Here is a 22,091-nt window from a genome sequence, read left to right as displayed (position 1 = left end):
CAGGCGCCGCAGTGTACGAGTGGTCCCCGCCGCACCGGGTACCGAACACGCGCGCCGGACGCTGAGCGCAGTCGGTTTGCCCGCCGCCCGGAGACCACTCTTACCGCGGTTGCGCCGCCGAGGCTGCGCCGGCGTCGGCCGCTTGTTCTTCCAGGATCGGCCTGGCCAGCGCGAACGCGTGGTTGGCGGCCGGCACGCCGCAGTAGATCGCCGCCTGCAGCAGCACTTCCTTGATCTGCGCAGGCGTGACGCCGTTGTTGCGCGCCGCACGCACGTGCAGCTTGAATTCTTCGTCGTGGCCTAGCGCGATCATCATCGACAGGGTGATCAGCGAACGGGTGTGGGCCGGCAGGCCGTCGCGGGTCCAGATGCTGCCCCAGGCGTAGCGGGTGATCAGGTCCTGAAATTCTTCGGTGAATTCGCTACGCGCGGCCAGCGCACGGTCGACGTGCGCATCGCCAAGGACGCGTCGGCGTTCGCGCATGCCGGCTTGATAACGTTCGTCTTCGTGCATGGGGTGTCCTTGCAAGGTGGGAAAGCTCACTGGCCCTGAAGAAAGCCGAGCACCGCCTGGTTGAACGCGGCCGGCGATTCCAGGTTGCAGATGTGGCGGCCGGGTACCTGGGCGTAATGCCCATCCGGCGCGGCATAGGCGATCTCGCGCAGGTCAGGCGGCGGGCACACCGGGTCGTCGTCGCCGGCCAGCGCCAGCAGCGGCAGGCTTAGCCCGTCCAATGCGCCGCGGAAGTCCGCATCGGCCACCGCCTGGCAGCAGGCGATGTAGCCGGCAGGCGAAGTGGATACGAAGGCAGCAGCGATCATGTCCAGGCGCTGCGCATGGCTGATGGCAAATTCGGGGGTAAACCAGCGCTGCAGCGTGGCATCGATCAGCGTCGGAAGGCCTTCGCTGCGCACCTGTTCGATGCGGGTTTCCCAGGCGGCGGCACTGCCGATCTTCTGCGCGGTGGCGCACACCACCAGCCGGCGCAAGCGCTGCGGTGCATGCAGGCCCAGCCACTGGCCGGTGAGCCCGCCGATCGACAGGCCGCAGAAATCGCTTTGCGCGATCTCCAGGGCGTCCCACAGTGCCAGCACGTCCTGACCCAGGTCGGCGACGCTGTACGGGCCGGGCGGCGTCTCCGAATACCCATGGCCGCGGCGGTCGTAGCGCAGGATGCGGTAGTGCGGAGCGAAGGCTTCGAGCTGCACGTCCCACATGTGCAGATCGGTGCCCAGCGAATTGCAGAAAGTCAGCCAGGGGCGTCCTTCGGTGCCGTCCAGGCGGTAGTGCAGGCGATGCGTGGGCAACTGGAGATAAGCCATCGAGGCACCGTCAACAGGAAGAAGATCCAGCCAGCACGCGGTCGATCCACACCGAGGACATGCCGCGCCAACTTGCGCTATCGAACACTGCCTGCAGTTGCGCGTGCGTGAGCACCGCGCTCACCTGCGCGTGCTCGCCAAGCACCTCGCGCAAATGCCGTTGCTGCGCCTGCGCGCGCAGCGCGGCCTGTTCCACCAGGGCGTGCGCCTGCGGCTTGCCCAGGTGTGGCGCAAGCGCGAACACGGCCGCCTCGGCGTAGAGCAGCCCGCCGTGGCTGTCCAGATGCGCCTGCATGCGTGGGCGATCCAGTTCCAGACCCGACAGGCACAGCTGCATCTGCGCCAGGCTACCGGCGGTGAGGCAGACGATCTGCGGCAAGGTGTCCCACTCGGCATGCCATTGCCCGGCTGCGCGCTCGTGCGGCTGCGCCATGGCGCTGAACAAGGTGGCGACCAGGCCCGGTACGCGTGTGGCCGCAGCCACGGCTGCCACGCTGGAGACCGGATTGCGCTTGTGCGGCATCGCCGAGGAGCCACCTTTGCCGGCGGCGGCCGGCTCGAACGCTTCGCCCACCTCCGTTTGCATCAGCAACACCACATCGCCGCCGATCTTGCCCAGCGTGCCGGCCAGCAGACCGAAGGCGCAGCCGACCTCGACGATGCGGTCGCGCGCGGTATGCCAGGGCAGCGCGGGCAGCGGCAACGCCAGGGCGCTCGCCAGCGCCTGCGCCACTTCCAGGCCACGGCCCTGCAACGAGGCCAGGGTGCCGGCCGCGCCGCCGAACTGCAGCACCAAGGCATCGTGCCGCAAGGCGTGCAGGCGCCGCTGCGCACGCTGCAGGGCGTCCAGCCAACCGGCGACCTTGAGCCCGAAGGTGACCGGCACGGCCTGCTGCAGCAGGGTGCGACCGGGCAGGCCGGTGTTGCGCTCGCGTTCGGCCAGCACCGCCAGATCGGCGCACAGGGCGTGCAGACGCGGCAGCAGCAGATCCAGTGCGGCGCGCAGCTGCAGCACCATGCCGGTATCGATGACGTCCTGGCTGGTGGCACCCCAGTGCACCCAGCGCGCGGCGGCGTTGTCGTGCGCGGCCACCTGCGCGGTCAGCGCCTTGACCAGCGGAATGGCGGGATTGCCGGCCAGCGCCGTGGCCTGCGCCAACGCGGCCAGATCGTAGTGCTGCACATCGCAGGCAGCGGCAATGGCCTGCGCGGCCTCGGCGGGAATCACCCCGCACTGCGCCTGGGCGCGCGCCAGCGCCGATTCGAACTGCAGCATCGCCTGCACGCGCGCGGCATCGTCGAACAAGGCCTCGCACGCAGGCTCGCCGAACAAGGATCCCAACAACGAAGATGTCGCACTCATGCATTGCATCTCTAGGCGAGCCGGCAGCATCGCACCGATGTACCAAGGTGCCAACTAGACCAAAGGGCAATGCATCGGGCGCGCCTGGCACTGCCGGGATGAGGTGGATGAGGCCATGCGTGCTTGCGCTGCGTGCACGCGAGTGCACGTGTGCACCTGCCTGCCACGATGCGCGCTGCCCCGGATGCATGTGCGTGAGGCGTCACGGCGCATTGCTTGTCGCCGGAGATACCCTGGCGATGTTTCGGCAGCAGGCGCTCGTGCAGCGGCGCCTATGGCCCTGTGGACGTGGCCGCGTGCCGGCAGGATGCAGCGCTGCCCCTGTACGCATACGGCGTTTCAACATCGGCATGCGGATCAATAGCGGAAGAACACCGTTTCCGCGTCGCCCTGCATGTGGATGTCCCACGTGTACGCACTGCCTGGATGCGGCTGGGCCAGCAAGGTGGCGCGCCGCTCGGCCGGCACCAGCGCCAGGATCGGGTCGCTGCCCAGCTGTGGGTCGTCGGCGAAATACAGCCGCGTCGACACCCCGCGCAAGAGGCCGCGCATGAAGACCAGCACCGTCAGATGCGCCGCCTGCTGCTTGCCGTCCGGGCCCGCCACCCTGCCCGGCTTGATGGTGCTGAAGGTAAAACGCCCGTTGGCATCGGTGGGCACGCGGCCCCAGCCGTCGAAGCTGGGGTCGTGGGCCTCGCAGCGACCGTCGGCCACATGCGCATAGATGCCCGCAGCATCGGCTTGCCACACTTCCAGCACCGCATCGGCCACTGGCGCGCCGGCGCCATCGAAGATGCAACCGCTGATCTGCACATGCGTGCCCGCGGCCTGCGCAGGTGCGATCTGTTGGCGATACAGCGGCTCCAATCCCAGCCGGTAATACGGCCCGACGGTCTGCGACGGCGTTGCATGCAGGCTCATTGTGTCACTCCCAGACCGTTTGCTTGCGACCGCGCAAGACGATGTCGAAGCGGTAGGCCAACGCGTACTCGCTGACCGCGTTTTCCCAGTCGAAACTGGACACCATGCGTTCGCGCGCCAGCGCATCGTCGACACAGTTGAAGATGGGGTCGTGCGCCAGCAGCGGGTCGCCGGGGAAATACATCTGGGTGACCAGCCGCTGCCCGATGCCATCGCCGTGCAACGAAAAATGGATGTGCGCCGGCCGCCAGGCGTTGTAGTGATTGCGCCACGGATACGCGCCCGGCTTGATGGTCTTGAAACTGTAGCGGCCGTGCTCATCGGTCAGCACCTGGCCGGTGCCGCGGAAGTTGGGGTCCAGCGGTGCATCGTGCTGATCGCCAGCGTGCTGGTAGCGACCAGCCGCGTTGCATTGCCACACTTCCACCACGCTGTGGCGGACCGGCCTGCCGTTTTCGTCGAGCACGCGGCCGGAGACGATGATGCGCTCGCCCAGCGGCGCGCCACTGAACCCCGCAGTGAGATCGGCCGCGTGCGCGCCCAGCGTGAGCCGATCCAGCCGCGGGCCGGTGACTTCCGACAGCGTGACCGGCAGGTCGATCGGATCACGCGTAGGCCCTCGCAATGTGGTGGAAGCGTATGCCGGATGCAGGTAGGCCGGCTGTGTCCCGGGCCGGCTGCGGCGGTAGCCGAGCAGCGGGTCGGCGATGGCAGGTTGGTCAGCGGTGGGATCGCGCATCTTGAATCTCCGTCGGCAACAAGACGACCAGAACAACATGGGTGCAAGGGAAGGAGGAGGGAGGTTGCAACAGCCGGTTCACAGGCGCTCGATCGCCAACGCCACGCCCTGCCCCACTCCGATGCACATGCTGGCCAGCCCGAGTCGCCCGTTGCCCGCCTCCAGCTGCCGCAGCAAGGTCAGCGCCAGCCGCGCGCCGCTCATGCCGAGCGGATGCCCGAGCGCAATGGCGCCACCGTTGGCATTGACGTGTGCGGCATCGTCGGCCAGGCCCAATGCACGCGTGCAGGCCAGCGCCTGCGCAGCGAAGGCTTCATTGAATTCGATCGCATCGAACTGCGCGATGCGCAGGTGCAAGCGCGCCAGCAGGCGCTGGGTGGCCGGCACCGGGCCGATGCCCATGTACGCCGGCTCCACGCCCGCCGAGGCGAACCCCAGCACGCGCGCACGCGGCGTCAGCCGGTGAGCCTGCACGGCCTGCGCCGAGGCCAGCAGCAAGGCAGCGGCGCCATCGTTGAGACCGGAGGCATTGCCGGCCGTCACGGTGCCGGGCTGGCGGAACACCGGTTTGAGCTTGGCCAGCATGTCGGCGGTGGTGTTGGGTCGCGGCGCTTCATCGTGTTCGACCGTGGAGGCATCGCCGCCCTTGCGCGCTGCCACGGCCACCGGGGTGATTTCCGCATCGAAGAAACCGGCTGCCTGCGCCGCCGCCACGCGTTGCTGGCTGCGCAGTGCGAACGCATCCTGGTCTTCGCGCGCGATGGCGTACCGCTGCGCCACGTTTTCCGCCGTTTCCCCCATCAGTTCGGTGCCATAGACCGCCTGCAGGCGCGGATTGATGAAGCGCCAGCCCATGGTGGTGTCTTCCAGCTGCTGGGTGCGGGCGAAGGCGCTGTCGGCCTTGCCCATCACCCACGGCGCGCGCGACATCGATTCGACGCCGCCGGCAATGGCAAGATCCAGTTCGCCGGCACGGATGCCGCGCGCTACCGTGCCGATCGCGTCCAGGCCCGAGCCGCACAGGCGATTGAGCGTGCTGCCCGGCACCGAAGACGGCAGGCCGGCCAGCAACAGACTCATACGCGCGACATTGCGATTGTCTTCGCCGGCCTGGTTGGCGCAGCCCAGGTACACATCGTCGATTGCGGCCGGCTCCAGCTGCGACTGCCGCGCCAGCAATGCGGCGATGGGCACTGCGCCCAGATCGTCGGCGCGCACGCTGGACAAGGCGCCACCGTAACGGCCGATCGGCGTGCGGATGCCATCGATCAGGTACACCTCACTCATGCCTGGGCTCCCATTGCCTGCACACCATGCGCTGCATCGGTGCGTGCCTGCAGCGCGCGCAAGGCATCCAGCTCGGCGGTACTGGGCGGCGTGGTTTGTGCAAGGTCGGCGGCGAACCGGATCGGCCACCCGGTCGCCGCGCTGACCTGCTCGCGCGTGGCGCCGGGATGCAGCGAGGTCACGGTGAGTTCGCGGGTCACGGGGTCGGGTTCCATCACGCACAGGTCGGTGACGACCACGGTCGGGCCGGCGCCGGGGAGGCCGGCGCGCGCGCGCGCATCGCCACCGTCCAGATGCCCGACCGTGGTGATGAAGTCCAACCGCGACACGAAGCTGCGTTCGGATTGGCGCATGATGATGAACACCTGCTTGGCGCTGGCGGCAATTTCCGGCGCGCCACCGGCGCCTGGCAGGCGCGTTTTCGGCGCAGCGTAGGAACCAATCACGGTGGTGTTGAGGTTGGCGTACCGATCGATCTGCGCCGCCCCCAGAAAGCCCACATCCACGCGCCCGCCCTGCAGCCAGTAGCGGAAGATCTCCGGCGTGGAGACCACGGTGGCGGCGGTTTCGGCCAGCTCGCCGTCGCCGATCGAGAGTGGCAACACCTGCGGGCGCGCACCGATCGGTCCGGATTCGTAGATCAAGGTGACGTCCGGTGCATGCGTCAGCCGAGCCAGGTTGGCGGCAGTGGACGGCAAGCCGATGCCGACAAAACACACTGCGCCATCGGGAAGGCGACGCGCGGCAGCCACCGTCATCATCTCGTTGGTGCTGTAGGCGCTCATGCGGCCACCTGCTGCTGGGACTGTGCATACACGCGCTGAAAACCGGCGAAATCGTCGGTGTCGAGAATATGCGTCTGGATCCAGGCCTGGAACGTCGCACGGTCGCGCGCGATCGCATCCCAGGCCAGATAGAACCGATTGTCGCGCGCGTAGTAGCCATGCGCATACGAGGGCGCCGCGCCACCAGGGACAACGCAGACCGCATCGACAACCCAACGCGGCAGGATGCAGGCATTGGGCGGCGCGTCCAGGCTGTCGACGATCTCTTCCACCGTCACGATCACCTTGCGCGCTGCCAGCACCGCTTCCTTCTGCACGCCCAGAATGCCCCAGAGCAACACGTTGCCGCGGCGGTCGGCCCGCTGGGCGTGGATCACCGTGACATCGGGGTTGACGGCCGGCGAGGTGGCCAGCGTTTGGCCGGTATACGGGCACTGCAGGAACTTGATGCTGTCGTTGACGCGCGGCAGATCCGAACCGACATACCCGCGCAGCACTGCAAACGGCAGCCCCGACGCACCGGCCACATAGGCATTGGCCATATCGGCGTGGCTGTGTTCGCGAATCTGCAGCGGCTGCGGCCAGGCGTGTTCCACTGCATCGCGCAGCCGGTGCAACGAACCGACGCCGGGATTGCCGCCCCAGGAAAACCGCAGCGCTGCCGCGCAACCGGCGCCGATCAGCTGGTCGTAGATCAGGTCGGGGGTCATGCGCACCAGCCGCAGCGCGCGCTTGTGCTGACGGATCACCTCGTGCCCGGCCGCATGCGGAATCAGATGGGTGAAGCCTTCCATCGCCACGCAATCGCCATCGGCGATCAGCTGCGACACCGCTTCCGCGAGAGCGACGATTTCGGCCATTGCGTTCCCTTCCAGCACAGCGAGCGTGGGCTCACGGTAGGCGCAGCCGGCAGGGTGGTCAATCCGATAATCGGTGATTCAAATCGATATTCGCACAATTTCGGCAGACCCGTAACGCGCCCACATTGTCTCCGGTGTATACATAACTTCGCGCGCAAGCAGACGCCAGCGTTGCATTGCGCGCCAACTAGCTGCAGGCCGGCGCACGCCGCGTCGCATCCAGGTTGCCTACACACCCAGGAGTCACGGTCATGTCGCAGTCCAAGCCGCTGTTTCCCCTCAATGCGTGGTACGCCGTTGCCTGGGACCATGAGATCAAGCACGTGCTCAGCCCGCGCAAGCTCTGCAACCTGGACGTGGTGGTCTACCGCACCACCGCCGGTACGGTCGTCGCGCTCGAAGACGCCTGCTGGCATCGGCTGGTGCCCTTGTCGATGGGCAAGCTGCGCGGCGACGACGTGGTCTGCGGCTATCACGGGCTGGTCTACAACACGCAGGGGCGCTGCGTGCACATGCCCTCGCAGGACACCATCAATCCCTCGGCCTGCGTGCGCAGCTTTCCGGTGGCCGAAAAACACCGCTACGTATGGATCTGGCCGGGCGACCCGGCCAAGGCCGATACGCGCCTGATTCCCGACCTGCACTGGTCGCACGATCCGGCCTGGGCCGGCGATGGCCGCACCATCCATGCCAAGTGCGACTATCGGCTGGTGCTGGACAACCTGATGGACCTGACCCACGAGACCTTCGTGCACGGCTCCAGCATCGGCCAGGACGAAGTGGCCGAAGCGCCATTCGATGTGGTGCACGGCGATCGCGGCGTCATCGTGTCGCGCTGGATGCGCAACATCGACCCGCCGCCGTTCTGGGCCAGCCAGATCGCCCGCCATCTGGACTATCGCGGCAAGGTCGATCGTTGGCAGATCATCCGTTTCGAGGCACCCTCCACCATCGCCATCGATGTCGGCGTGGCCATCGCCGGCACCGGCGCGCCGGAAGGCGATCGCAGCCAGGGCGTCAACGGCTACGTGCTCAACACCATCACGCCCGAAACCGACACCACCTGCCATTACTTCTGGGCATTCATGCGCAACTACGCGCTGCACGACCAGTCGCTGACCACGCTCACCCGCGACGGCGTGACAGGCGTGTTCGGCGAAGACGAAGCAGTGCTGGAAGCGCAGCAACGCGCCATCGATGCGCATCCGGATCACACTTTCTACAACCTCAACGTCGATGCCGGCGGGATGTGGGCGCGACGCGTGATCGACCGCCTGATCGCACAGGAACAACGCGCGCAGGATCTGTCGCTGCGCATGGTGGGCTAAGCACTTCGCATGCGGCCAGCCATCTCATCGCTCACAGCGCCGCATTGCGGCGCCGTCACAGCCGGCGCCGGCCGGCAGACCTCATTGCCCGGAGCCCTCCATGCGTAAAGACACCCAGTGGCATCGTGCCCGCGTCGTCAGCATTGCCGACGCCTGCCCGGGCGTGCGCGAAATCGTGCTCGATCCCGGCACCGCTGCGCGTAGCTTCGAGGTGGGCAGCCATGTGGATTTTCGTGTGCAGCTGCATGGTCGCGACGATGTGCGCTCGTATTCGTTGGTGGGCGAACCGCGTGCCGATGGGTACTACCAGATCGCAGTGCGGCAAATGCCCGACAGCCGCGGCGGCTCGCTGCATATGTGGACGCTTGCGCCGGGCGATGTGGTGGAGATGTCGCCGCCCAGCAACAACTTCGCGCTGGATGAAAGCGGCGAGGAAATCCTGCTGATTGCCGGCGGCATCGGCATCACCCCGATCGTCGGCATGGCGCAGCGGCTGGCGCGTGGCCACCGCGCGTTTCGTCTGCTGTACGCCGGCCGCTCGCGCAGCGCAATGGCGTATGTCGACACGCTGGAAGCACTGCTGGGCGAACGTTTGCAACTGCAATGCGACGACAGCGCCGGCCCGCCGGATCTGGCTGCCGAACTGGCGCGCCTGTCGCCCAATGCCGAGGTGTATGTGTGCGGGCCGCTGGGCATGCTCGAGGCGGTACGCCAGCACTGGCACGCCGCCGGCCGGCCGCGTGCGCGCCTGCACTTCGAAACCTTCGGCAATAGCGGGCGGGTGCCGGCGCAGGCGTTCGTGGTGAAATTGCCGGGGCTGGGCCTGGAAGTGCCGGTCGCTGAAAACGAATCGATGCTGGACGCACTGGCCGACGCCGGGGTGGAGCTGATCGCCGAGTGCCGCCGTGGCGAATGCGGCCTGTGCGCGGTGGACGTGCTGGACAGCTCCGCCGATATCGATCACCGCGACGTGTTCTTCAGCGACGAGCAGCGCCGGGAGAATCGCAAGCTCTGTGCCTGCGTGTCGCGTGCGGTAGGCGGCAGCATCAGCATCGACACCGGCTATCGCAGCGAGCTGGGCTGAGCCGGCATCCGGCCGGCTGCGCACCGTCTGGCGGTTGCGGTCGATACCGGGCTTAGCGAGCAACGCGTTTGCGGCGCCCGCGTTTCATCGGCACGACCCACTGCGTGTCCGCGCGTTGCTGGCCACCTGCTCGTTGGCGCTTCAGCACGCACACACCGAAGGCGGCGATCTTTACCGAGCCCTGGCCGAGCCTGCCGGGTAATCGTATGCCTCCAGAACCGTGCAGCCTCAGCGCAGCGCGTCCGGCATGTCGCCACGCGTGCACCGCTTCAGGCCGATGTTCGCCGGCAAGCCCCTGTCGCGCTCAGCGTGCACCCCGCCGTGTTTGCATCCTCACGCGTATGCGCGATCATCTGCGCATGGAGTCGACTCACTACAGGACGGTCCCGGCGCCGGCGTTGAACCCGCGCCAGGAGCAATTGGTGGCGCTGGTGCGGCAGCAGGGCTTTGCCGAGGTCGAAGGTTTGGCCACACGCTTTGAGGTGACGCCGCAGACCATCCGCCGCGATCTGACCTTGCTCTGCGATGCCGGCGTGCTGCGCCGCTATCACGGCGGCGTCAGCATGCCCTCCAGCGTGGAGAATCTGGCCTACACCGCACGCAAGGCGCTGCAGGCCCGCGAAAAGCAGCACATCGCCGCACGTGTGGCGCGTTTCATTCCCGACGATGCCTCGCTGTTCATCAACTTGGGTACCACCAACGAAGAAGTCGCACGCGCGTTGCTGCAGCACCGCGGGCTGCGCGTGATCACCAACAACCTCAACGTGGCGGTGATGCTCAGCGCCAACCCCAGTTTCGAGGTGATCGTGGCCGGCGGTGTGGTGCGCGGGCGCGACCAGGGCGTGACCGGCGAGGCGACGGTGGAGCTGATCCGCCAGTTCAAGGTGGACTTCGGGGTGATCGGCATTTCCGGTATCGATCTGGACGGCACCCTGCTGGATTTCGATTACCAGGAAGTGCGCGTGGCGCAGGCCATCATCGAGCACTCGCGGCACGTGCTGCTGGCCGCCGATCACAGCAAATTCGGTCGCAACGCCATGGTGCGGCTGGGCGCCCTCGCCCAGGTGCACGACTGGTTCACCGACCGGCCGCCGCCGCAGGAGTTGGCGAGCGTCCTGGCCGAGGCCGGTACCCGGGTGCACCTGGCGGACGCGGACGGAACCGCCTGAGTTCGATGTTCGTTTTTGATCGTTTTTACGTGATAGCCGCCGAAAACCATTGGGCCTGATAGGTACGCCATCTCTTAATCCGCTCTTTCATAGCCGATTCGCGCGTACGTCACTGCTGATACTAAAGCTGTCCATCTTCACGCCCCCGCAAGGTTCGATGTTCGAATATGTTCGAACATGACAACTTGGGTTCGCTCATCAGCGCGCCCGGACGGAGGCACCGATGGGCGAGATATACGATCTTCTGGTAATCGGCGGCGGCATCAACGGGGTCGGCATTGCCCGTGATGCGGCCGGGCGCGGTCTGTCGGTGTGCCTGTGCGAGCAGGACGACCTGGCCGCGCATACCAGCAGCGCCAGTACCAAACTCATTCACGGCGGCCTGCGCTATCTGGAGCAATACGAATTCGCGCTGGTCGGCAAGGCACTGGCCGAGCGCGAAGTGTTGCTGCGGCTGGCCCCGCACATCATCTGGCCGTTGCGCTTCCTGCTGCCCCACCAACCGCACCTGCGCCCGGCATGGATGATCCGCGCCGGGCTGTTCCTGTACGACCATCTGGGCGGCAGCAAGCGCAGCCTGCCGCGCTCGCGGCGGCTGTCGCTGCGGACGCACCCGGTCGGTGCGCCGCTGCAGGAATCGCTGCGCACCGGCTTCGTGTATTCGGATGCCTGGGTGCAGGACGCGCGGCTGGTGGTGCTCAACGCGATGGACGCCGCCAGGCGCGGCGCCAAGATCCACACCCGCACGCGCTGTGTCGGCGCCTGGCGCGATGCCGGCTTCTGGTATGCCGAGCTCGAAGACCGCGAGGGCCGACGCCGCACGGTGCAGGCGCGCGCGCTCGCCAATGCGGCCGGCCCCTGGGCAGTGGCGTTCCTGGACACCGTGGCCTCGGTGCCGCACGAACACGCATTGCGGCTGGTCAAGGGCAGCCATATCGTGGTGCCCAAGCTGTTCGATCACGACCATGCGTACATCTTCCAGCAACCGGACCGGCGCATCGTGTTCGCCATCCCCTACGAGCACGACTTCACCTTGATCGGCACCACCGACGTGGACTACGAAGCCGACCCCGCCGCGCCGAAGATCGATGCTGCCGAGGTGCAGTACCTGTGCGATGCGGTGAACCTGTATTTCCAGCAGCAGATCTCCCCCGCCGATGTGGTGTGGAATTACAGTGGCGTGCGCCCGTTGCTGGACGATGCCGAAGACAACGCAGCCGAAGTGACCCGCGATTACCAGCTGGAAGTGGTCACCGAGGGTGCGCCGTTGCTCAACGTATTCGGCGGCAAGCTGACCACCTATCGCAAGCTCGCCGAAGAGGCAGTGGACCGGCTCACCCACGCGCTGGGCGCACGCAAGCCGGCGTGGACCGCACATGGGGAGGCATTACCAGGCGGCGAGCAGCGCGATATCGCCAGCCTGCTGGAACGCGTCGGCCGCGCGCGCCCCTGGCTGCCGGCGGCGACTGCGCAGCGGCTGGTGCGCAACTACGGCACCTGCGCCGAACAACTGCTTGGCGATGCGCAGAGCCTGGCCGATCTGGGCACGCACTTCGGTGCGGACCTGTACCAGGCCGAGGTGGATTACCTGCGTCAACATGAATGGGCGGTGGCTGCCGACGATATCCTGTGGCGGCGCAGCAAGCTCGGCCTGCGGATCGATGCGGCCGGGCGGCAGCGCCTGGAAGACTATCTGCAGACGCAGCCGATCCGGCAACGCGATGCCGTTTCTGCTTGAACACACCGCGTTGCCGGCGAGGACGGGTCGCCCGGCAACGTATTCCGGCGCTTCAGCCAGCGTCACCCAAGTCACGTGGAGGGCACCCCAGATGAGCATCACCGACCACCGCTGCGCGGGAGCAAGCGCGCTGCACGCTGTTTTCTGCATCTTCGACCTTGCGGGCATGCACGCATGAGCCGGCAACTCGTAGGTGAGTTGATCTCCGAGGCGGTCGCGATGTTCATCATCATCGCGCTCGGCGATTCGGTGGCGGCGATGTACATCCTGTACGACCCCAGCCCTTATCAAAACGCCTATTGGGGCGTGTGTATCGCCTGGGGCCTGGCGGTGACACTGGCGATCTACGTGACCGGCTCGGTGTCCGGGACGCACGCCAATCCGGCGGTCACGCTGGCGCTGGCACTGTTCCGCGGTTTTTCCTGGAAGAAGGTACTGCCCTACTGGTTTGCGCAGGTGGTCGGTGCATTCCTGGGCGCGGCCATCGTCTATCAGTTGTACGGGCCGGTGATCGATCACTTCAACCAGGTGCAGCAGCTCACCCGCGAAGCCGGCGGCGCAGCCGGGGTGTTCTTCACCGCACCGGGGCTGGCGGTCACGCCGATGCATGCGCTGGTCGACCAGATCATCATCACGGCGTTCCTGATCTTCGGCATCTTCGCCATCACCGAGCAGTTCAACGAGGCCGCACCCACTGCCAACTCCGGCGCGTTGATGATCGGCTTGCTGGTCGCCACGCTGGGCGCGTCGATGGGCTATCTGGAGGCCTGGGCGATGAACCCGGCGCGCGACTTCGGCCCGCGCCTGTTCGCGTATTTCGCCGGCTGGGGCGAGGCCGCGTTGCCGGCCAAGGACAACTATTGGTGGATCCCGATCGTTGGCCCGTTGATCGGCGGGCCGATCGGCGCGCTGGCCTATCAGTGGCTGATCCTGCCATTCCTGCCGGCGCGGGTGCGCCATCTGCAAGGCGGCAGCAAACCGCTCGATCCACTGTGATGGTGCTGCGCCAAGCCAACAATCACGCTGACGACGCGTGAGGTTACCTGTGGCCAAACCCTGATGGCCACGCGGCGTCATCGCCTGCACCGACCTTTCTCGCCGTGCGCCAATGCCGGCATTGTTCGAGGAATTTTCGATGGAAAAGCAGTACGTCCTTGCGATCGATCAAGGCACCACCAGCTCACGCGCGATGTTGTTCGACCGCCAGGGCAAGGTGGCCGGCGTGGCGCAGCGCGAATTCGGCCAGATCTTTCCGCAGCCGGGTTGGGTGGAACACAACCCGCGCGAGATCATGACCAGCGTCTATACCACCATCACCGAGCTGCTCAACAACGCGCAGATCGATGCGCGCGCGATCGCCGGGATCGGCATCACCAACCAGCGCGAGACCGCGGTGGTGTGGGACAAGGCCACCGGCCAGCCGATCTACAACGCCATCGTGTGGCAATCGCGGCAGACCAAGGACATCTGCACCCAGCTCAAGGAGGCCGGGCATGAGCAGATGGTGCGCGAGAAGACCGGCCTGCTGATCGATGCGTATTTTTCCGGGACCAAGGTCAAGTGGATTCTCGACCACGTCGAAGGCGCGCGCGAACGCGCGCAGAAAGGCGAACTGGCGTTCGGCACCATCGACAGTTGGCTGATCTGGAATCTCACCGGCGGCAAGGTGCACGTCACCGACTACACCAATGCCTCGCGCACCATGATGTTCAACATCCATACGCTTGAGTGGGATGCTGAACTGCTGGCCATGTTGGACGTGCCCGCGCAGATGCTGCCGGACGTGCGTTCGTCCAGCGAGGTCTATGGCATGACCCAGACCCAGTACTTCTATGGCGAACAGGTGCCCATCGCCGGCATCGCCGGCGACCAGCAGGCCGCGTTGTTCGGCCAGGCCTGCTTCGAACCGGGCATGGCGAAAAACACCTATGGCACCGGCTGTTTCATGCTGATGAATACCGGCGACAAGGCGGTGGCGTCCAAGGCCGGTTTGCTGACCACGATTGCCTGGGGCATCGACGGCAAGGTCGAATACGCGCTGGAAGGCGCGATCTTCGTTGCCGGCTCGGTGGTGCAGTGGCTGCGCGATGGCTTGCGCATGCTGGGCAAGGCCAGCGACTCGCAAGCCTATGCCGAGCGTGCCGGCGACAACGATGGCGTGTACATCGTGCCGGCCTTCGTCGGCCTGGGCGCGCCGTACTGGCGCAGCGACATCCGCGGCGCGGTGTTCGGGCTGACGCGTGGTACCACCAAGGAACACTTCGTGCGTGCAGCAGTCGAATCGATGGCCTATCAGACCCGCGACGTGCTCACCGCGATGCAAAGCGATTCCGGCATCGAGCTGAAAGAACTGCGTGCCGACGGCGGTGCCATCGCCAACGACTTCATGGCGCAGTTCCAGAGTGACATTCTCAATGTGCCGGTACTCCGCCCGGAAGTGGCGGAAACCACTGCGCTGGGTGCGGCGTATCTGGCAGGGCTGGCAACTGGATTCTGGGGCAGCCGCGAAGAAATCGCCAAACAGTGGGCCGTGGATCGCCGCTTCGAACCGGCCATGGCCGACGACAAGCGCCAAGCGCTCTACGCCGGCTGGCAGCAAGCAGTGGAAGCGACGATGGGATTCCGCATCAGCTGACACTGGGGCCGCAACACGACAGCGCCCACTGTGAGGTGGGCGCTGTGATGAGCTCATCTTCGAGCGTCGAGGACACACGCAGGGCCACACAACGCAGCCTGGTGTGCAGCGGTGGTTACTGGCCGCCGGTGCTGGCACGTCCGGCGATGGTGTCCGGGTCCCAATGTTCCTTGATCAGGCCCTTCTCGATCCGGAACATGTCGAACCAGGTGGTGGTGTACGTGGTGCCGGGCTTATTGGGGTTGGGTAAGGTGCGCACCGACACCAGGGTGACCAGATCGCCATCGGCGGTGATGGCGACCAAGGGCAATCGCACCCGCGGCTGCACCGGCGTCGGCTTCACGAATGCCGTCAGGAAGGCGATAAACGCATCGCGCCCATTGGCCACGTTCGGATTGTGCTGGATGTAGTTCTTGTCCATGTACATCGGCGCGTACTGCACCTGGCCAGCTTCGAACACGGTGCGCCAGAAATCGTAGACCAGCCGCTTGTTGGCAGTTTCATACCAGGTGCTGCCGAGCAGCATCTTCTGATGATCGGGATTGGCCGTTACCGCGGTCTGCGCGAACGCAGCCATTGGTGCGATGAGCATGACCAGCAACAAGGCACGGGAGAGCAATTTCTTCATGGAGTACTCCTGGGTGGAGAGCGGCAGTGCGCTCATCGGGGATGCCAGCAACGTGTCCGTTGAGCGGGGGGAAGACGCGCGTGCGCACAGCTGCATTAACGCGTCATCGCCACCCTACCGGTGCCGTTCACCGGCCCGCTAGCCGCCTGAGCATGCACCTGGGCACTTGTGCAACCGTTGGTGAGAAAAACATCACCCATGTGGTGAGCGCCAGCGTGCTGCTGCACCGTGTACAGAATGGACCCGGGGTGTGGCGGTCGAGCGGGCGATGACCGCAGTGGAAGCAATGCATGTGCGCTGACGCGCATCATTCATGCCGGTTTGGGGAAGCGCTGTGTGCGCACGCATCGCACTTGCGCAGCCAAGGCGACATCGAACCAGGATATCCACCTAGAAATCCGCTCCGCGGCGGCTGCTAGTTCGCGATCACCAATGCGCCATCAGTCCGATAGCGCGGCCAACGGGAGACCTGCATAATTTTCCGCCAGCGTCGCGCGGCCCGCCTCGCTACCGAGCAGATAGTCCAGCTCCGCTCCGTGCAGCCGCGCAGTGAATGCGTCTTCGTCATCGAAGCGGTGCAACAGGGTGGTCATCCACCACGAGAACCGTTCGGCCTTCCACACCCGCTGCAAGGCCAAGGTCGAATACTGTTCCAGCACACCGGCATCGCCGCTTGTCTTCCAACGCTCGAACAGCTGCGCCAACAGGCCGACATCGCCAAGCGCCAGATTCAGGCCCTTGGCGCCGGTGGGCGGCACGATATGCGCAGCATCGCCAGCCAGGAACAAGCGGCCATACTGCATCGGCTCGGCGACGAAACTGCGCAGCGGTGCGATGCTCTTCTCGATCGATGCGCCGGTGACCAGTTGCGCCGCCAACGCAGGCGGGAGCCGTGCACGCAACTCGTCCCAGAACGCCTGATCGCTCCAGGCCTCCACCTGCGCGCTGGCCGGCACCTGGATGTAATAGCGCGTACGGGTGGGCGAGCGCATCGAACATAGTGCAAACCCGCGCCGGTGACGTGCGTAGACCAGTTCTTCGTGCACGGGTGGCGTATCGGCCAGCACCCCAAGCCAACCGAACGGGTACACGCGCTCGAACAGGCGCAGCCGCTCGGCGGGGATGCTGGCACGGCTGACGCCGTGATACCCATCGCAGCCGACGATGTAGTCGCAGTCAAGACGCCTGCGCTGGCCGTCCTGCGTGAACTCCAGAGCAGGCGTGGTGCCTTCCACATCGCACAGGGCCACGTCCTGCGCGTTGTAATGGGTAGGTGCCCCGCTGCGCTGGCGCGCATGCATCAGATCGGCGGTGACCTCGGTCTGCCCATAAACGGTGACGCCGCGGCCGCAGCCGCGCAGCAGGTCGATACGCTCGCGCTGCCCGTCCAGGGACAATTCGAAGCCGTGATGCAGCAAGCCTTCGCGCTGCAACCGCTCGCCGACGCCGGCGCGCTGCAGCAGTTCCACACTGCCCTGCTCCAATACCCCGGCGCGGATGCGCGCCAGCACATGCTGGGGCGTCTGCCGCTCGACGATGACGCAATCGATGCCGGCGAGCCGCAACAGTTCGCCCAGCAACAGGCCCGATGGCCCGGCGCCGATGATCGCAACCTGCGTTCGCATGCACTGCTCCTGGCTTGGATGGCGATGCGTGCAGTGTCGGTAGCCAAAGCGCTGCGTTGAAGGGATGATTGCGTGCAGTCCTTGGACTTTTCGACGATGGCCACATCCGTGCCCGACACTGCCGCAGTCCCTGCCTTCGGCTTGTACGGCGAGCAACACGCCGATGCCGCCGAATTGCTGCATTGGGAATCGATTGCCGCACGCAGCCGACTGCACGACTGGCAGATCGTGCCGCACCGACACGAGGATTTGGCGCAACTGGTCTATGTGCAGCGCGGACCGGCCACGCTGCAGCTGGATGGGCGCACCCAACGCCTGCGCGGTGCCAGCGTGGTGTGGCTTCCGCCGCTCTGCGTGCATGGCTTTGCCTTCGACCCGGCAGTGCGTGGCCACGTCATCACCATGTGCATGCCGCTGGTCAGGACGGCGCTGAACGCTGCGCCGTTACTGCAACAGGTCATGGCCGCGCCAGCCGTTGTGCACGCCCAGCATGCGCGCAAATGGCTGGATGTGTTGTTTGGCAGCATTGCGCAGGACCACGCACGCCGGTCGATCGGCGATGACCTCGCAGCGCAGGCCGCAGCGGCGCAGCTGGTCATCTGGATGGCGCGTACGGCACTGGAGCGGGCCCGGCATGCCGCAGCGATCAGCCCGCAGGCAGACCCGGCGCTGCGCCACCTGCGCGCCTATCAAGGCTTGATCGACCAGCACTACCGCGCCCACTGGCCGATTTCCCGCTACGCCGATCAACTCGGGTTGACGCCCGGTCACCTAAACGCGTTATGCCAGCGCCTGGCTGGCGCCTCCGCACTGCAGTTGTTGCAGCGCAGGATCATGCTGGAAGCACGCCGCACCCTGCGTTACACCAGCCTGAGCGTGCAACAGATTGCCGCCAGCCTTGGATTTTTCGACGCCGCCTATTTCAGTCGCTACTTCGCACGGCACGCCGGTTGCTCGCCGACGCGCTTTCGGGCCGGTCAGTAGGAGCGACCAGCAGAACGACTTCGCTCACTCGCTGCGCGCGTAGCAGGGAGAACGTTCTGCAGACCAGCTGCAGGGTCCTTGCCCGCCCACCATCGCAGGACACGCTGCACGTGGCGAGGGCACCGCGCGCTCGACCAGTGAAGCCTTTGCCTGCATCCAGAACTGATGCAACGCCGCACCAAAAATCCAAGGCAATGGCCGGGCACGTGACCGCCATCCATACAGCGATGGAGAGGCCGAGCCAGCCGCCCCATTCCCAAGCCATTGCGATCAGAACGGATACTGCGGCACTTCGCTCTTGATCGTCAGCCATTGCCAGTGCGTGTACTGCTCCCAATCGGCGGGGCCGCCGACGCTGGTGCCGTTGCCCGACGCACCGGTGCCGCCGAATGGATTGACGACTTCGTCGGCCACCGTCTGGTCGTTGATATGCAGCAGGCCGGTGTGCAACTTCTCGCCCAGGGCCAGCGCGCGCGAGACCGATGCCGACAGGATGCCGGCCGCCAGCCCGTACTCGCCCTGGTTGGCCAACTCGGCAGCGTCGTCGTCGGTGTCGAACACGGTGATGTTGATCACCGGGCCGAACACTTCTTCGTCGAACGCGCGCATGCCAGGACGCACGTTGGACAATACGGTCGGCGCATAGAACAGGCCTTCATGGGTGGCGCCGGCCTCCACGACCGCGCCGGCTGCGACGCTATCGTTGACGATGTCGACGACGCGCTGCAGCTGGCGTTGATCGATGATCGGGCCCAATGCCACGGTGCCGCTGACCGGGTCGCCCACCGGCAAATGGCGGGCTTTTTCGGCCAGCCGTTGGGTCAGTGCCTGCGCCACGCTGCGGTGCACCAGCACACGCCCGGTCGCCATGCAGATCTGGCCCTGGTGCATGTAGGCGCCGAACGCGACCGCCGAGGCGGCCTTGTCCAGATCCGCGTCGTCGAGCACGATCACCGCGTTGTTGCCACCCAATTCCAGCGAGACTTTCTTCAGATGGCGGCCGGCAATTTCGCCGATGCGGCGGCCGGCGGCCGTGGAGCCGGTGAACGCAATCATCGGGACATCCGGCGATTCCACCAGCGCCTGGCCAATCTGCGCATCGCCATGCAACACGTGCAGCAGGCCCTTGGGCAGGCCGGCTTCTTCGAGCACCTGCGCGATGATCACGCCACCGGTGTAGGGCGTGCGCGGGTCGGGTTTGAGAATGACCGCATTGCCCATCGCCAGCGCCGGCGCCACCGAGCGCAGCGACAGAATCAATGGGAAATTGAACGGCGAAATCACCCCGATCACGCCCAATGGCAGGCGGCGCGCAAGGCTGAGTTGGCCGGATGCGGTCGGCAACATCTGGCCGCTGGCTTGCAACGGCATTGCGGCAGCCTGCTGGTAGAACACCACCGATTCGTCCACCTCGCGCTGGGCCTTGGGCAGGATGCCGCCGGTTTCGCGCGCAATCAGCAACGTGGCTTCGGCACTGCGTGCCTGCATCGCCTGCGCAGCACGATGAAAGACGGCTGCGCGTTCGCGCGGCGGTGTCGCGGCCCAGGCACGCTGCGCCTGCTTGGCCTGTGCGATGGCAGCGGCGACATCGGCCAGGTCGGCCTTGCCCACTTCATGCAGCAAGGCGCCGGTTGCCGGCTCATGGATGGGCACGCTGCCACCGCGACCGGGCACCCAGTCGCCATTGAAGATGCAGCCATGCCACGCGGGCGAGTCGGTCGCAGCGGCGGTTGCGCTGGTAAGGGCATTCATGGTCTAGCCTCCTGCTAAAAACGTGTGGGGATTACAGCGTGGTGGAAGCCAGCCCGCCATCGATCGGCAGGGTGATGCCGTTGATCCAGCGGGCTGCGTCGGATGCCAGAAACACGATACCCTCGGCCACTTCATCGGCATAGGCCGGGCGGGTCATGCGCTTGGCGTCTGCCTTGACACGTTCCTCGCCGAGCATGGCAGCAAAATCGCCCAGGATCGGGGTGAACACCGGGCCCGGAGAGACGTTGTTCACGCGCACGCCGTGGTCGGCGAACCAGGGCCGCGATTGCAGCAAGGTCCACACGATCAAGGCCTCTTTGAAGTATTGGTAGCAGGTGTCGTGCGCCACCGGATGCGCCGCCAGCCACGCGCGGCCGCTTTCGAAGCTGTCGGTTGCCGCCAGCTGCTTGTGCAGGTCCAGACGCTGCGGCCATTCGGCGCCCAGGATCGAGGCGACATTGATGATGGAACCGCCCGGCACGATGCGTGGCAGCAACCCCTGGGTCAGATGGCGCAAGCCCAGATAGTTCACCCGCGCCACCACATCCAGCGGCGCGGTGCCCGGCACGCCGGCAATGTTCGCCAGGGCATCGATGTGGTCCGGCAACGCCTTCACCAGGGCATCGATGGATGCCGGGTCGCCGAGATCGGCCTGGTGAAAGCCGTGCAGGGTCATCTGCACGGGCGTGCGATCGACCCCGATCACCTTGGCACCATGAAACCGCGCCAGCCGTGCGACCTCCGCGCCAATGCCCGACGCCACGCCGGTCACCACGATCGTCTTGTTCTGCAAATTCATCGCCATCCTCCAAAGGAGCCAGCCGTGCCGGCGCTAGAACACATGGACATACTCGAAATTGACATTGTTGCCGGACGCGGCATTGCGCACCTCCACCGGTAGATAGACGTTGGCGAACAGGATGTTGTTTGCATCAAAGCGCCACACGCCACCCGGCCCTGCATAGAACGCGCGTTGACGGCTGTCCGGCACGCGCTGGTCGTTGGTGCGGTTGTCGCGGAACTGGGTCAGGTAATACGCATTGATGCCCAGCCGCAGCTTCGGTGCCACCTCCCAGGAGGTGGCGAAGTTGATCCATCCCGCATCGCCTGCCTGACCATTGCGGAAGTCGAAGCCTGGCGGCAAGTTCGGACGGCGCTCGCTGCGAAAGTTATAGATGTAGTTGATGCGTGCGCTAAGTTCCCAATTGGGCGTGGGCAGTACCGTGAATGCGTAGCTTGGAATGAGCGACCAGTAACCGGAGCTCTGGTTGAGATCGCGATTGCCGTCGTACTTGCCAATCGGTGCCACGGCGTCGAATTCGAACCGCTGCGAGAACACCGGTCGCCCGTTGCGGATCACAGGTGGCATTTGCAGATACGGCCCGAACGTCACATCACCCACGCCGGCGCCATTGTCACGCAGCGTGGCAATGCTGTTGCGGCCGAAGGAGGCATCCAGATTGACCAGCGGCACCAGCGCAGTGATGCCGAGCGCGCCGCCGAATACGTGATAGGGCGTGACGTAAGCGAACTGGGTCAGCAACACGGTGGAATCGATCCGCGGGTTGTCGAACACCGGGATATCGTTGCCACGTGCGTCCTTGATGGCATCCAGCGCGTTGTGCCGCAGATAGGTGACCACCGCCAAGCCGGGCGTGGTGCTGGTAAAGCCATCCAGGAAACTGGTGCCCCCGGTATTGATGCCATTGGTCAGCGCCGCGCTCTGTGGCGCACTTTGCGCAGGCGCCGCACCCGCTGCCAGGCATGCCGCCAGGCCGAGCAACGCGCGCAGCCGCCAGCCTGCTGCCACACCCGCACCACGCATCACCGATGATCGAATCACTGCAGATATCTCCAGCGTTGGGAAGCA

General features: G+C 65.9%; 20 protein-coding genes. 7 read left to right on the top strand and 13 right to left on the bottom strand.

What is annotated here, in order from left to right; all coding sequences use genetic code 11:
- Positions 1 to 100: 100 nt before the first annotated feature.
- The 8 genes from pcaC to ACDH77_RS01735 all read right to left on the bottom strand — a co-directional run bounded on the left by pcaC (position 101) and on the right by ACDH77_RS01735 (position 7,278).
- Positions 101 to 514, bottom strand: coding sequence for a 4-carboxymuconolactone decarboxylase (gene pcaC, locus ACDH77_RS01770; RefSeq protein WP_008578104.1), 414 nt, complete (start codon positions 512 to 514; stop codon positions 101 to 103).
- A 26-nt stretch (positions 515 to 540) separates the two neighbouring features.
- Positions 541 to 1,323: a 3-oxoadipate enol-lactonase gene (pcaD, locus tag ACDH77_RS01765; protein WP_008578103.1), complete on the bottom strand. Its 783-nt coding sequence runs from the start codon at positions 1,321 to 1,323 to the stop codon at positions 541 to 543.
- A 10-nt stretch (positions 1,324 to 1,333) separates the two neighbouring features.
- A complete protein-coding gene (locus ACDH77_RS01760) occupies positions 1,334 to 2,686 on the bottom strand; it encodes a 3-carboxy-cis,cis-muconate cycloisomerase (protein WP_042773779.1) in 1,353 nt (450 codons plus the stop codon).
- A gap of 357 nt (positions 2,687 to 3,043) precedes the next feature.
- Positions 3,044 to 3,607: a protocatechuate 3,4-dioxygenase subunit alpha gene (gene pcaG, locus ACDH77_RS01755; protein WP_011346072.1), complete on the bottom strand. Its 564-nt coding sequence runs from the start codon at positions 3,605 to 3,607 to the stop codon at positions 3,044 to 3,046.
- 4 nt (positions 3,608 to 3,611) lie between these two features.
- The gene (gene pcaH, locus ACDH77_RS01750; protein WP_014089110.1) at positions 3,612 to 4,346 is read right to left on the bottom strand and encodes a protocatechuate 3,4-dioxygenase subunit beta; all 735 of its coding nucleotides are present in this window, start codon (positions 4,344 to 4,346) and stop codon (positions 3,612 to 3,614) included.
- A 78-nt stretch (positions 4,347 to 4,424) separates the two neighbouring features.
- Positions 4,425 to 5,633 (bottom strand): 3-oxoadipyl-CoA thiolase, encoded by a 1,209-nt coding sequence (gene pcaF / locus ACDH77_RS01745; protein WP_029818388.1) that lies wholly within the window; start codon positions 5,631 to 5,633, stop codon positions 4,425 to 4,427.
- Positions 5,630 to 6,418: a CoA-transferase subunit beta gene (locus ACDH77_RS01740; protein WP_031420782.1), complete on the bottom strand. Its 789-nt coding sequence runs from the start codon at positions 6,416 to 6,418 to the stop codon at positions 5,630 to 5,632. Before ACDH77_RS01740 ends, pcaF begins: the two co-directional genes overlap by 4 nt.
- Entirely contained in the window at positions 6,415 to 7,278 is an 864-nt protein-coding gene (locus ACDH77_RS01735; protein ID WP_031420781.1) for a CoA transferase subunit A, read from the bottom strand. Before ACDH77_RS01735 ends, ACDH77_RS01740 begins: the two co-directional genes overlap by 4 nt.
- A gap of 251 nt (positions 7,279 to 7,529) precedes the next feature.
- On the opposite strand from ACDH77_RS01735, the gene ACDH77_RS01730 reads away from it, so the two are divergent.
- The 6 genes from ACDH77_RS01730 to glpK all read left to right on the top strand — a co-directional run bounded on the left by ACDH77_RS01730 (position 7,530) and on the right by glpK (position 15,232).
- Complete coding sequence (locus tag ACDH77_RS01730) at positions 7,530 to 8,606, top strand: aromatic ring-hydroxylating dioxygenase subunit alpha (RefSeq protein ID WP_008577962.1); 1,077 nt, start codon at positions 7,530 to 7,532, stop codon at positions 8,604 to 8,606.
- A 100-nt stretch (positions 8,607 to 8,706) separates the two neighbouring features.
- The gene (locus ACDH77_RS01725) at positions 8,707 to 9,690 is read left to right on the top strand and encodes a PDR/VanB family oxidoreductase (RefSeq protein ID WP_008577963.1); all 984 of its coding nucleotides are present in this window, start codon (positions 8,707 to 8,709) and stop codon (positions 9,688 to 9,690) included.
- A gap of 341 nt (positions 9,691 to 10,031) precedes the next feature.
- Positions 10,032 to 10,859, top strand: coding sequence for a DeoR/GlpR family DNA-binding transcription regulator (locus ACDH77_RS01720; RefSeq protein WP_008577964.1), 828 nt, complete (start codon positions 10,032 to 10,034; stop codon positions 10,857 to 10,859).
- Positions 10,860 to 11,082: 223 nt separating this feature from the next.
- The gene (gene glpD, locus ACDH77_RS01715; RefSeq protein ID WP_008577966.1) at positions 11,083 to 12,597 is read left to right on the top strand and encodes a glycerol-3-phosphate dehydrogenase; all 1,515 of its coding nucleotides are present in this window, start codon (positions 11,083 to 11,085) and stop codon (positions 12,595 to 12,597) included.
- Between the two features lie 174 nt (positions 12,598 to 12,771).
- Positions 12,772 to 13,593: an MIP/aquaporin family protein gene (locus ACDH77_RS01710; RefSeq protein WP_008577967.1), complete on the top strand. Its 822-nt coding sequence runs from the start codon at positions 12,772 to 12,774 to the stop codon at positions 13,591 to 13,593.
- 139 nt (positions 13,594 to 13,732) lie between these two features.
- Positions 13,733 to 15,232 (top strand): glycerol kinase GlpK, encoded by a 1,500-nt coding sequence (glpK, locus tag ACDH77_RS01705; protein ID WP_031420778.1) that lies wholly within the window; start codon positions 13,733 to 13,735, stop codon positions 15,230 to 15,232.
- A gap of 115 nt (positions 15,233 to 15,347) precedes the next feature.
- Here glpK and ACDH77_RS01700 read toward each other — a convergent pair whose 3' ends face one another.
- Together ACDH77_RS01700 and pobA are read right to left on the bottom strand one after the other, a co-directional pair.
- Positions 15,348 to 15,860: a nuclear transport factor 2 family protein gene (locus ACDH77_RS01700; RefSeq protein ID WP_014089102.1), complete on the bottom strand. Its 513-nt coding sequence runs from the start codon at positions 15,858 to 15,860 to the stop codon at positions 15,348 to 15,350.
- Between the two features lie 440 nt (positions 15,861 to 16,300).
- Entirely contained in the window at positions 16,301 to 17,485 is a 1,185-nt protein-coding gene (gene pobA, locus ACDH77_RS01695) for a 4-hydroxybenzoate 3-monooxygenase (protein WP_008577971.1), read from the bottom strand.
- A 96-nt stretch (positions 17,486 to 17,581) separates the two neighbouring features.
- Here pobA and ACDH77_RS01690 point away from each other — a divergent pair, with 96 nt between their 5' ends.
- Complete coding sequence (locus tag ACDH77_RS01690) at positions 17,582 to 18,469, top strand: helix-turn-helix domain-containing protein (protein ID WP_014089100.1); 888 nt, start codon at positions 17,582 to 17,584, stop codon at positions 18,467 to 18,469.
- A 270-nt stretch (positions 18,470 to 18,739) separates the two neighbouring features.
- Here ACDH77_RS01690 and ACDH77_RS01685 read toward each other — a convergent pair whose 3' ends face one another.
- From ACDH77_RS01685 to ACDH77_RS01675, 3 genes are read right to left on the bottom strand one after another with little or no spacing between them, the layout of a single operon-like run.
- Entirely contained in the window at positions 18,740 to 20,221 is a 1,482-nt protein-coding gene (locus ACDH77_RS01685) for a benzaldehyde dehydrogenase (protein WP_008577973.1), read from the bottom strand.
- Between the two features lie 31 nt (positions 20,222 to 20,252).
- Complete coding sequence (locus ACDH77_RS01680; protein WP_014089098.1) at positions 20,253 to 21,020, bottom strand: coniferyl-alcohol dehydrogenase; 768 nt, start codon at positions 21,018 to 21,020, stop codon at positions 20,253 to 20,255.
- Positions 21,021 to 21,053: 33 nt separating this feature from the next.
- Positions 21,054 to 22,046, bottom strand: a complete 993-nt coding sequence (locus ACDH77_RS01675) for a transporter (protein ID WP_008577975.1) — start codon at positions 22,044 to 22,046, stop codon at positions 21,054 to 21,056.
- Between the last annotated feature and the right edge of the window lie 45 nt (positions 22,047 to 22,091).

The sequence above is a fragment of the Xanthomonas axonopodis pv. maculifoliigardeniae genome, from assembly GCF_041519315.1.
GTDB lineage: Bacteria > Pseudomonadota > Gammaproteobacteria > Xanthomonadales > Xanthomonadaceae > Xanthomonas > Xanthomonas euvesicatoria.
This window is presented reverse-complemented; position numbering and strand designations above follow the sequence as displayed.

Coding starts and splice junctions, on each gene's coding strand:
- pcaC (WP_008578104.1), bottom strand. CDS start 514: ATGCACGAAGACGAACGTTATCAAGCCGGCATGCGCGAACGCCGACGC.
- pcaD (WP_008578103.1), bottom strand. CDS start 1,323: ATGGCTTATCTCCAGTTGCCCACGCATCGCCTGCACTACCGCCTGGAC.
- ACDH77_RS01760 (WP_042773779.1), bottom strand. CDS start 2,686: ATGAGTGCGACATCTTCGTTGTTGGGATCCTTGTTCGGCGAGCCTGCG.
- pcaG (WP_011346072.1), bottom strand. CDS start 3,607: ATGAGCCTGCATGCAACGCCGTCGCAGACCGTCGGGCCGTATTACCGG.
- pcaH (WP_014089110.1), bottom strand. CDS start 4,346: ATGCGCGATCCCACCGCTGACCAACCTGCCATCGCCGACCCGCTGCTC.
- pcaF (WP_029818388.1), bottom strand. CDS start 5,633: ATGAGTGAGGTGTACCTGATCGATGGCATCCGCACGCCGATCGGCCGT.
- ACDH77_RS01740 (WP_031420782.1), bottom strand. CDS start 6,418: ATGAGCGCCTACAGCACCAACGAGATGATGACGGTGGCTGCCGCGCGT.
- ACDH77_RS01735 (WP_031420781.1), bottom strand. CDS start 7,278: ATGGCCGAAATCGTCGCTCTCGCGGAAGCGGTGTCGCAGCTGATCGCC.
- ACDH77_RS01730 (WP_008577962.1), top strand. CDS start 7,530: ATGTCGCAGTCCAAGCCGCTGTTTCCCCTCAATGCGTGGTACGCCGTT.
- ACDH77_RS01725 (WP_008577963.1), top strand. CDS start 8,707: ATGCGTAAAGACACCCAGTGGCATCGTGCCCGCGTCGTCAGCATTGCC.
- ACDH77_RS01720 (WP_008577964.1), top strand. CDS start 10,032: ATGCGCGATCATCTGCGCATGGAGTCGACTCACTACAGGACGGTCCCG.
- glpD (WP_008577966.1), top strand. CDS start 11,083: ATGGGCGAGATATACGATCTTCTGGTAATCGGCGGCGGCATCAACGGG.
- ACDH77_RS01710 (WP_008577967.1), top strand. CDS start 12,772: ATGAGCCGGCAACTCGTAGGTGAGTTGATCTCCGAGGCGGTCGCGATG.
- glpK (WP_031420778.1), top strand. CDS start 13,733: ATGGAAAAGCAGTACGTCCTTGCGATCGATCAAGGCACCACCAGCTCA.
- ACDH77_RS01700 (WP_014089102.1), bottom strand. CDS start 15,860: ATGAAGAAATTGCTCTCCCGTGCCTTGTTGCTGGTCATGCTCATCGCA.
- pobA (WP_008577971.1), bottom strand. CDS start 17,485: ATGCGAACGCAGGTTGCGATCATCGGCGCCGGGCCATCGGGCCTGTTG.
- ACDH77_RS01690 (WP_014089100.1), top strand. CDS start 17,582: ATGGCCACATCCGTGCCCGACACTGCCGCAGTCCCTGCCTTCGGCTTG.
- ACDH77_RS01685 (WP_008577973.1), bottom strand. CDS start 20,221: ATGAATGCCCTTACCAGCGCAACCGCCGCTGCGACCGACTCGCCCGCG.
- ACDH77_RS01680 (WP_014089098.1), bottom strand. CDS start 21,020: ATGAATTTGCAGAACAAGACGATCGTGGTGACCGGCGTGGCGTCGGGC.
- ACDH77_RS01675 (WP_008577975.1), bottom strand. CDS start 22,046: ATGCGTGGTGCGGGTGTGGCAGCAGGCTGGCGGCTGCGCGCGTTGCTC.